Source organism: Staphylococcus sp. HMSC13A10 (assembly GCF_001808005.1).
GTDB classification, from domain to species: Bacteria; Bacillota; Bacilli; order Staphylococcales; family Staphylococcaceae; genus Staphylococcus; species Staphylococcus pasteuri.
In genome coordinates this window covers 143927-154197 of the sequence record NZ_KV791863.1, presented here as the reverse complement: position 1 = coordinate 154197, position 10271 = coordinate 143927, and the positions used below count along the sequence as shown (strand labels likewise).

Sequence of the window (10271 nt, the reverse complement as noted above, 5' to 3'; positions counted from 1 at the left end):
CAGAGTCCAACTTTTGGGGTTCAGTACAGAATGCGAAGCCATACAATACGAAGTATTGGGCATAAAGAAAGCACTAAGATGATTTTTTAATCATCTTAGTGCTATAATTTTGGGATTTATGTCCCAGACTTTTCTATATTATATGATGTTTTCAACTATTTATTTAATAGATTTTTTCCAACTATCATCACTTAACATTTCACCTGGCCATGTGTATGCCATGACGCCACCATCAATACGAATTGTTTCTCCTGTAATAAATGAACTATCATCAGAAGCAAGGAAAGTTACTAATTTACCTACTTCGTCTGGTGTACCTAATCGACCTAATGGTGTAACCCATTTTTGATTTTCACGGAACGTTTGACCCGCTTCATCTTGCGCAGTTCCCGCTAAGTTATCTACTAACGGTGTCTCAATAGTACCTGGTGCAATTGCATTGGCACGAATATTTTCACGACCATATTCAATTGCGATTGATTTAGTGAAGTTAATCACTGCACCTTTTGCAGCGTTATATCCTGAGCGATATAAGTCGGCAGCTTGACCAGAGAATGATGCTGTATTAATAATTGAACCGCCTTGATCCATCATTAATGGCAATAAGAATTTAGTTACTAAGAACGTACCTCTCATATCTACGCCCATAATCTTATCAAATACTTCTACTGGATATTCATGAATTCGTCCAGCACCATTATCAACACCTGCATTGTTAAATATCACATCAATACGACCATATTGTTGTTTCATATCATTCGCAAATTGTTCCACTTGTTGTTCATCTGAAATATCAACTTTATATGCAGTAGCTTGACCACCATTTTGTTTAATTTCTTCAACAGTTTGATCTAATTCATCCGCAATATCTAATGCTAATACATGCGCACCTTCTTGAGCTAAAACTTTAGCAGATGCTTGACCAATACCAGTACTTGCTCCTGTCACAACGGCTATTTTATTTTCTAAACGTTTCATGTTGTTTCACTCTCCTAATATTTTTCATGAAAAATGAATCTTAATATTATATTTCCACTTCCTATAAAGGTCTAAACGCTGTTATGACAATGATAGCGCTTTATTCAAAAATTCTTTTGAACGAATTTATCAAATCATCTTTTTAAACTAAATAGTTCTATTATCAATTTAAATTTCAGAAAATTCTTATCATTACATGTAATGTTTGCTATACTTTTAGATAATTTAACTAAGGAGTGGTTCATGAATGGCAACAAATGCAAAGGAAAAACCATCAATCGTTAGTAAATTTTTAAATGGTGTAGAATGGGTCGGTAACAAATTACCTGATCCGACTGTGTTATTTTTCTTAATGTGTGTAGGTCTCGCAATCATCACTTGGTTTGTTTCACTATTTAATGTTTCTGTTAAACATCCTGGTAACGGTGAAACCATACATATCAAAAGTATTTTAAGTCATGACGGTTTTGCGATGATTATGAATGATGCAATTAAGAACTTTTCAGAATTCCCGACACTTGGTTTGGTATTAGGTGTCATGATTGGTATTGGTGCTGCTGAAAAATCTGGTTATTTTGATAAACTGATGATTTCTGTAGTAAATAAAGCGCCAAAGAAGTTAATCGTGCCTACTATCATTTTAATAGGTATTCTTGGTAGTACGGCTGGTGATGCAGCAACTATTATTTTACCGCCTTTAGCTGCAATGTTATTTATTAAAATTGGTTACCACCCTATTGCTGGTCTAGCAATGGCTTATGCGTCAGCGGTTGGTGGGTTTGCGGCAAATTTAGTTGTTGGTATGCAAGATGCACTTGTGTATTCATTTACAGATCCTGCTACTAAAATTGTATCTAAAAGTATTCATACTAATGTCGCAATGAATTGGTACTTTATTGCTGCAAGTGTTGTCGTCTTATTACCTACGATTCATTTTGTAACTTCAAAGTTAATTATTCCGAGACTAGGTAAATATGATGATTCAGATGCACATGAAGATATGGAAGAAACGTCTTCTCATATTACACCTGTCGAACGTAAAGCATTATTTTGGGCAAATATGAGTTTTATAGCTCTCATCATATTATTAATCATTTGTGCAATACCTGAGCATAGCTTTTTACGTAATGCTAAAACAGGTAGTCTTTTAGATGACGCACCATTAATTAATGGTGTCGGACTTATTATTTTAGTAGTTTTCTTAGTTCCTGGCGTCATTTATGGTGTATTAAGTCGTGAAATTAAAAACACTAAAGATTTAGGACAAATGATTACAGATTCTATGGCATCTATGGGTTCATTCATAGTAATCGTATTCTTTGCGGCACAACTACTTGCGTTCCTTGAATGGAGTAACTTAGGTGTTATTACGGCTGTTAAGGGTGCTAAACTTTTACAACATCAAAATGGAGTCGTCTTAATACTCGGGGTCATTTTCTTAAGTGCTTTAGTCAACATGCTTATTGGTAGCGCCTCAGCTAAATGGGGTATCTTAGCACCTATCTTTGTTCCAATGTTAGTTTTAGTTGGTTTCCATCCAGCGTTTACTCAAGTTATTTATCGTGTGGGCGACTCTATTACTAATCCAATCACTCCTATGATGCCTTACCTTCCTCTATTATTATCATATGCACAAAAATATGATAAAAACATGAAACTCGGTACACTTTTATCTAGTCTTATGCCATACTCCATTGCTTTAACTATTGTATGGACATTATTTACACTCATTTGGTTCTTCCTTGGAATTCCTGTTGGACCTGGTGGACCTATTCATGTGAAATAATAAAAAGTGTTAAAATAATAACAAAAGTCACTTTCATTTATAAATGAGGGTGGCTTTTATTGTTGTAGAAAATAATGATTGCTCCTCGCTATATAATCTATTTGTAAACGCATTTTATAAGTTAATTAAAATCTTCAAAAATTCTATGGAAAATGTCTGAAAAATCTTTTCATTTTATATATCTCATGTAAAATAAAATTAAATAGGGGTATATTGTTTAGCCCATAAACATAGGAGGCAGTGATGGAAGAACGTATTGGATTAACAGATATTGGTTCAAATACTATTAGACTGGTTATTTTTGGATTTGATAAAGCAACAGGCTTGAATGAAATCTTAAATATTAAGACACCAGCACGTCTAAGTCAGTATTTAACTAAAGATAATGATATGAATGATGAAGGTATTCAAGTACTAACTGAGGCACTAAGTAGCTTCAATAAAGTAGCTACTAAATTTAAAGTAGATGAATTACACCCTATTGCGACGGCAGCCATTCGTCAATCAAATAATCAAAAAGATATTATTAAAAAAGTCAAAAAAGATACTGGTGTAGAAATTAAAATTGTACCAGAAGAAGACGAAGCATTTTACGGTTATTACGCTATTACTCACACTACTGACATTGAAGACGGTGTATCTGTAGATATAGGTGGTGGCTCTACTGAGGTCACTTTATTTAAAGACAAACAATTAAAAGAAGCACATAGTTTTCCTTTTGGTGTTGTTTCATTAAAACGTCAATTTTTCGGGGATAAAGATCATAATGACAAATCAGCAATCAAAGGCATGGAAAAATTCTTGTCAGAACAATTTGATCAATTAGACTGGTTGAAAGATCAGAAAGTTGCATTAGTCGGTGTTGGAGGGTCTGCACGTAACGTTGCACGAATACATCAATCAGAACATTCTTACCCTATCGGTGGCGTTCACAACTATACGATGTCAGATAAAGATATCGAAGAAGTCTTTGACCTTATTCGCAAAAGCTCTAGAGATGAACTTACTAATTTAGACGGCTTAAGTCGTGACCGAGTAGACATCATCTTACCTTCCGTGTCAGTGTTTAAAACACTTTATAAAAAAATTGATGCGACTCAATTTACATTTTCAAGAAAAGGTATTCGCGAAGGGTACATTATGAATGCGATACGTCAACGCTACCCAGAAGAATTTTCAAAAGAGAATGTTAGAAAAGATGCATTACGTCAACTAGCAAACGAATATCATATTGAAGAAGGTAGTGCAAACCGACGTCTTAAATTAGCAGAATCATTGCTTACACAATTACTTAATCATTCAGATCTTAAAGTTAATGACAATGACAAAGAATTATTTGTTGAAGGTGCTTATCTTTATTATCTAGGTAGTTTCATTGATTCAGATTCTAGTTCTCCACATACGTATTATCTTATCGCGAACTCAATGATTAATGGCTTTTCACATAAAGATCGTGTGAAATTGGCTCTATTAGCGAGTTTCAAAAATAAGTCATTACTTAAATTTTATTGTAAAGAAACTGAATGGTTTAACAGTAAAGAGACCGATACCATTCAAGCTTTAGGCGGTATTATCAAATTTGTGAATGCTTTAAATATTTCTCACACGAGCTTTGTCGAAGAAGTTGAACTCAAACCTAAAAAAGACGATAAGTATGAACTATTTGTCTTCTATAAAGGCGAACCTATTGCTGAAGAATATCAAGCAAACCGTCAGAAAAAACATATCGAAAAGATTCTTGATGGTAAAGTAAAGATTACCTTTACAAAATCTTAACAAACGTATGATACTTTTAGACTACGCAAATATATAAACAATGAGGTGTGTTGAGGTTATGCAAACTCAATTGGGAGAAAAGGATATTAATTTACCACAATACTATAACAACCGGGAACTAAGTTGGTTAGACTTTAACTACAGAGTCTTACAAGAAGCTTATGACAAGAACAACCCTCTACTTGAAAAATTAAATTTTGTATCTATTTTCAGTTCAAATTTAGATGAATTCTTTATGGTTCGAGTAGCTGGACTTAAAGATCAAGTTGAAATGGGATATGACAAACCTGAAAATAAAGCACAAATGACACCTCAAGAGCAGTTAAACGCGATAAAAGTTAAAAATACTGATTATGTAGCAATTCAGTATAAGCGTTATAATGAGTTGATTGAAGAATTACGTCAATATGATATTGAAATGGCGAAACCTGAAGATTTATCAGAAATGCTAAGCGAAAAATTAGAAAAAGAATTTAAAACAAGAATTCTACCTACTCTTACGCCTTTAGGTATTGATGCTTATCACCCATTTCCAAAATTGAATAATAAAAGTTTGAATATTTTCGTAGATATAGATACAGAAGATGCGATTAATTCAGCAATTGTCCAAATTCCATCATTAATTCCTAGATTTATTACACTTAATGAAGGTCCAAAGCAATTTGTTCTAATGATTGAAGATGTTGTTACTTACTTCATTAACTACTTATTCTCTGGTTATGAAGTTTTAAATACATTTACCTTTAGAATAACTAGAAATGCAGATTTAACAATTCATGAAGACGGTGCGGAAGACTTACTTATTGAAATTGAACGTTTCTTAAAAGAACGTCGTAGTGGCGCTGCAGTAAGATTGGAGGTAGATGGACGAACTGCTGAACGAGAAGATATTAGTTGGATTATGGAACAATTAGAAGTAGAAGAAAATGACATCTATTTCGTAGACGGTCCGTTAGATTTAACATTCTTATTTGGTTTAGTAGATCATTTATCTAATAAACTTTATTACTTAACATATGAGAAATACACGCCACAAGTGCCTAAATCTTTAGGTTATAACAATGTGTATCAACTAGCTTTAGAACGCGATATCTTCTTCCATCATCCTTACGAATCATTCGAACCGATTGTAAACTTTATTAGAGAAGCAGCAGATGATCCAAGTACTATAGCAATCAAACAAACATTATATAGAGTTAGTAAAGACTCACCTATTATTAAAAGTTTAAAAGAAGCTGCTGAAAAAGGTAAACAAGTAACAGTATTAGTAGAACTAAAAGCAAGATTTGATGAAGAAAATAATGTCCATTGGGCACGTATGCTTGAAGATGCAGGATGCCATGTGATTTATGGTATGACCCATTTAAAAACACATAGTAAAATCGCACTCGTAGTTAAAAAAATCGGTAACGAATTGACTTCATTTGTCCATTTAGGAACAGGTAACTATAACGATAAAACTGCTAAACTATATACAGATATGGGTATTATTACGACAAATAATGATATCGCTGAAGATGCCATTAACTTTTTTAATTATTTAAGCGGCTATTCAGTTAAACCAGATTATAAAAAATTAATTGTCGCACCTTTCGATATACGAGATGTTTTCATTGATAGAATTGATAAAGAAATTAGCAGCCATTTAGAACATGGTAATGGTAAAATCATGATGAAAATGAATTCATTAACGGATAAAGCCATCATTGAGAAATTATTTGAAGCGTCTCAAGCTGGAGTCAAAATCCAATTAATTATACGAGGTATTTGTTGTTTGAAACCTGGTATTCCTGGTATCAGTGAAAATATAGAAGTAGTAAGTATTGTTGGTAGACTACTTGAACATTCACGTATTTATTATTTCCATAATAATGGTGATGAACGTATCTACTTATCTTCTGCGGATGTAATGACACGTAACATGATTAAACGTGTTGAAATACTCTTCCCTGTTGAAGATAAAACCATTGCATCACGTTTACTAGACTTTATGAATTTACAATTGTCTGATAACCAAAAAGGTCGCTATCAAGATGAACATGGCAATTACCATTATATAGAAAATAATTTGTCACCTTTAAATTCTCAAGTCTATTTAATGCAAAATGCAATTAAACATGGACAAGAATTAAAAAAACAAAGTACACATCCTACAGGTCAACCTGTACGTTCAAGACGAGGCGGTAACTGGATGAGCCGTCTAAGAGATACGCTTAAACGCTAATATACAAAATTAAAGAGCTTGTAGATATATCCAAACGATAATCTACAAACTCTTTTTTTATCCAAATTATTGAAATAAATTTATACTGGTCTAACCGTTACTTCATTTACGTTAACATGACTAGGTTGAGTTAATGCATAAATCGCTGCATCTGCAATATTTTGTGCTTCTAATTTTTTACGTCCATTGAAATCGTAATGCTCAGTTAATGGTGTTTCAACCATACCTGGAGAAATACTTGTCACTTTAACTCCAGTCTTAGCTAGTTCTTTTTCTAAACCTTGTGTTATGGAATGCACAGCGGCTTTTGTCGCACTATAAATTGCACTCCCCTTCGTCACTTCAAAGCCAGAGATAGATGCGATATTAATAATATGTCCACTAGATTGCTCTAACAATGTAGGTAATGCTGATTGAATTGTATATAATGTGCCTTTAACATTTACATCAATCATTGAATCCCAGTCATCTACATTATAATCAGTAATTTTAGACGATTTCATTTGTCCCGCACTATTAACAACAATATCTAGTCTGCCAAATGTATCTTTAGCTGTGTCAATCAATTGTTGAACTTCTCTTTTATCTGTAACATCTGTCGCAACAACTTTGACATTTCCTTGCTCAAATTGAGTCGCTACAGCGTTTAATTTATCCGTATTTCTACCTGCTAATACGACTTTAACACCATTATTTCCAAGTGCTGTTGCAATTGCTTCACCAATGCCACTACCTGCACCAGTTACGACTGCTACTTTATTGTTCAATTCATTCATATTTTAAAACTCCTTTTTATTAATCGCTATTTCTATAATTACCTACAAAGTTACACGATTAAACCTTTGTTCTTTTAATATCATCACATCTTCTCCTGTGATCTTGAAAAATCTTGTTTGTAAAAATCATATATAAGTTATAAAGTTAGTATGTAACTATCATACATGTTTTCAAATTATAGGGGGAATACGATGACTTTTCACGATCGCATATTAAAATTAAGAGAACAAAATAACCGTACTGCATTTGAATTTCGCTTCGAAGAATTATTTAGTGACGAAGAATGGTTAGAAATGTCAGTTGCTGAGAGAAAATCAAGCGAAAAACAATTTCAACATGAAGTATCTAAAATGAGCGACGTAAGAATGCCTTACTCAAGTGTAGATAAAGCTAAAAATAAATTGTTCAATCAAGTCTATGCTTATAATGGAATTAAGAATAACTTTAAACAAGTTGAAGAAAAAAGTAATGCTAGATAATATGATAAAAATAACCTGGGACCTTTAAATTGGTCTCAGGTTATTTTGTAGCATTTTCCAGAATTATATGGGGGTATAATAATGTATTTGCCTTCAATTGCTCACCAACGAAGGCAATCAATTGCTTTTTGATTAGGAGTCAAAAATTATTGTTAGTTTGTTACTAATGTTTTACGTTCTAAGCCATAGTAGTATAATCTTTCTGCATCAATATAAGGGATTGAATCGATAGTTAAATAGCCATCTTTGATGTCACCAATTATACCTTGATTAACACCTGTATTGACATAAATTTCATAACTGCTTACATCAGAGAATACAAGTTCTTCAATTACTTTTCTCACTTTTATCACTCCAACATGTCTTATTCCTTACAATTCATATACTACACCATTTTTCAGAAAATAAAAGCATTTTGTGATTATTTTCACAAATTTATCACTTTTCAAAATCTGTAAAATTAATGTCTAAATTCATGAAATAAGTTATATTTTTAGAACTACATCAATAATAAATTACAATTCCAATTCAATATCTACGTTTATAGTTTATTCTATTACTGAATTGAAAAATGCTGCCATTTGTTCAGCGGCAGTATCACTGAACATCACTTCTAAATTATCTTGAGATTCTTGTGCACTTTCTTTAGAAACACCATACATTTCTTCTTCATATTGAGCTATAGCTGATTTAAGGTCTTGAGATGTTTTAATGGCACTCGCTAATAAATATGCATCGTACAATGCCATATTAACGCCTTCACCAGCAAACGTACTCATTAAATGCGCTGCATCGCCCATTAAAGTGATGTTGCCATTACTTTCCCAAGTAAAACCGATTGGTAATTTGTAAATTCGTCTAAGTAGCATATCATCACTGGCATACTCGATATATTTTTTTAATTCTGGTGATCAGTCCGCAAAGTCTTTTAATAATTGCTGTTTAATTTCTCCTTTTGATAAAGCTTTGTAATCATCAAGTTTATCTACATCCATTAAATAAGACATATAGACTTTAATTCGTCCATCTCCATTAAGTTGTCCTAGAATTGCTTTGTTGTCACCTAATGCCATCATTTTACTGTTTTTATTGAATTGAGCTAAATCAGGATGGTCGTTTTTAACATTATTCACATTTAATTCGACCATTGAAATATTATTATATTCAACATCTACATCTGAAATAAATGAGCGCACTTTTGAAAATGCACCATCAGCACCTATAACTAAATCAAATGTTTCTTTATTTCCTTCTTTAAATGAAACTTCAACTTGGTCATTTTCCAATTGAGTTAATGTATTAAAAGTATAACCATATTGAATGGATGAAGGTTCTAACTGATTAATAATAATATCACACAACTCACCACGATCAATTTCAGGTCGAGAACCTTCGCCTTCTGCATCTTCTTCAAATAATACCGTTCCATCTTTAGCTACAACTTTAGTGTCTTCACCTTCGTATCGGGCTAATTGTTTAAACTGTTCATAAATATTTGCTTCTTTTAAAGCAAGTTGCCCACTATCGTCATGAATATCAAGTGAACCACCACGATCTCTATTCACATTCGGATCTGCTTTTTCAAAAATAGTAACTTTATGACCTTGCTGTTGTAATAATAGACGAAGCATGAGTCCTCCAGGCCCACCACCAATAATTCCAATACGTTTTACATTTTCCATCTTCAACACTCCTCAACTTATTATTTATAGCGTTATTAACTTATAATGTTATTATTTGTCATTTAATTAGATATCTAACTATTTATTTGATGTTGCTCATTCTATTCCTTTTATTTGTAATGTGCAAGTATAAAGTTAGTTTTTATAAAAAATCGAGATAAAAAATTGAATTAGAGAAAGTGTCGTTGCACTTTTCTAACCTATTTTTATCTCGATAGATTATGATTCATTCATTTAAATACTAGATACTAGTTCCAGAAATTTTTAAGACTTTCTGAATCTGACTGACCTTGCTTTTCACCTAATTTAGCCATATCTGGTCTAATAGATGGATCTACAGTATTGCCACCAAGTTCATTTAATTTATCAAATACTTCTTTACTAGGAGTGATGAGTTTAACTTCAGCACCATTTTGTTCTAATTCATTTATCGCATCTTCCAATTTATACGGTGTGTTAATCGGTAAATTTGTTGATAAAATTAAAACTTTTTTAGCTCCTTTTGCTAAATCGGCATTTTCCATTGAGTGACAACCGCCATCAAAATGTTTGCTATTATTAACTGTTGT

Annotated in this window: 8 protein-coding genes and 1 pseudogene; 4 read left to right on the top strand and 5 right to left on the bottom strand. The window is 32.5% G+C overall.

What is annotated here, in order from left to right; all coding sequences use genetic code 11:
- Positions 1-159 precede the first annotated feature (159 nt).
- The gene (locus tag HMPREF3125_RS08760; RefSeq protein ID WP_070453256.1) at positions 160-978 is read right to left on the bottom strand and encodes an SDR family oxidoreductase; all 819 of its coding nucleotides are present in this window, start codon (positions 976-978) and stop codon (positions 160-162) included.
- 247 nt (positions 979-1225) lie between these two features.
- Between HMPREF3125_RS08760 and HMPREF3125_RS08755 the strand changes: the two genes are divergently transcribed.
- The 3 genes from HMPREF3125_RS08755 (at position 1226) to HMPREF3125_RS08745 (ending at position 6764) form a co-directional block, all read left to right on the top strand.
- Entirely contained in the window at positions 1226-2764 is a 1539-nt protein-coding gene (locus HMPREF3125_RS08755) for an AbgT family transporter (protein ID WP_070453253.1), read from the top strand.
- Positions 2765-3007: 243 nt separating this feature from the next.
- The gene (gene ppx / locus HMPREF3125_RS08750; RefSeq protein WP_070453250.1) at positions 3008-4540 is read left to right on the top strand and encodes an exopolyphosphatase; all 1533 of its coding nucleotides are present in this window, start codon (positions 3008-3010) and stop codon (positions 4538-4540) included.
- A gap of 58 nt (positions 4541-4598) precedes the next feature.
- A complete protein-coding gene (locus HMPREF3125_RS08745; RefSeq protein ID WP_070453247.1) occupies positions 4599-6764 on the top strand; it encodes an RNA degradosome polyphosphate kinase in 2166 nt (721 codons plus the stop codon).
- Between the two features lie 80 nt (positions 6765-6844).
- Here the strand turns inward: HMPREF3125_RS08745 and HMPREF3125_RS08740 are convergent, their stop codons facing one another.
- Positions 6845-7540 carry an SDR family oxidoreductase gene (locus HMPREF3125_RS08740; RefSeq protein WP_017636432.1) on the bottom strand — a complete coding sequence of 232 codons (696 nt, stop codon included), beginning with the start codon at positions 7538-7540 and terminating at the stop codon, positions 6845-6847.
- A 192-nt stretch (positions 7541-7732) separates the two neighbouring features.
- Here HMPREF3125_RS08740 and HMPREF3125_RS08735 point away from each other — a divergent pair, with 192 nt between their 5' ends.
- A complete protein-coding gene (locus tag HMPREF3125_RS08735; protein ID WP_070453245.1) occupies positions 7733-8020 on the top strand; it encodes a DUF1413 domain-containing protein in 288 nt (95 codons plus the stop codon).
- A 152-nt stretch (positions 8021-8172) separates the two neighbouring features.
- On the opposite strand, the gene HMPREF3125_RS08730 is transcribed toward HMPREF3125_RS08735, so the two are convergent.
- The 3 genes and pseudogenes from HMPREF3125_RS08730 to HMPREF3125_RS13070 form a co-directional block, all read right to left on the bottom strand.
- Entirely contained in the window at positions 8173-8364 is a 192-nt protein-coding gene (locus tag HMPREF3125_RS08730) for a hypothetical protein (RefSeq protein WP_002450408.1), read from the bottom strand.
- Between the two features lie 204 nt (positions 8365-8568).
- Positions 8569-9702 (bottom strand): annotated as a pseudogene (locus tag HMPREF3125_RS08725) (FAD-dependent oxidoreductase).
- Between the two features lie 248 nt (positions 9703-9950).
- Positions 9951-10226 (bottom strand): hypothetical protein, encoded by a 276-nt coding sequence (locus tag HMPREF3125_RS13070; RefSeq protein ID WP_256278088.1) that lies wholly within the window; start codon positions 10224-10226, stop codon positions 9951-9953.
- Between the last annotated feature and the right edge of the window lie 45 nt (positions 10227-10271).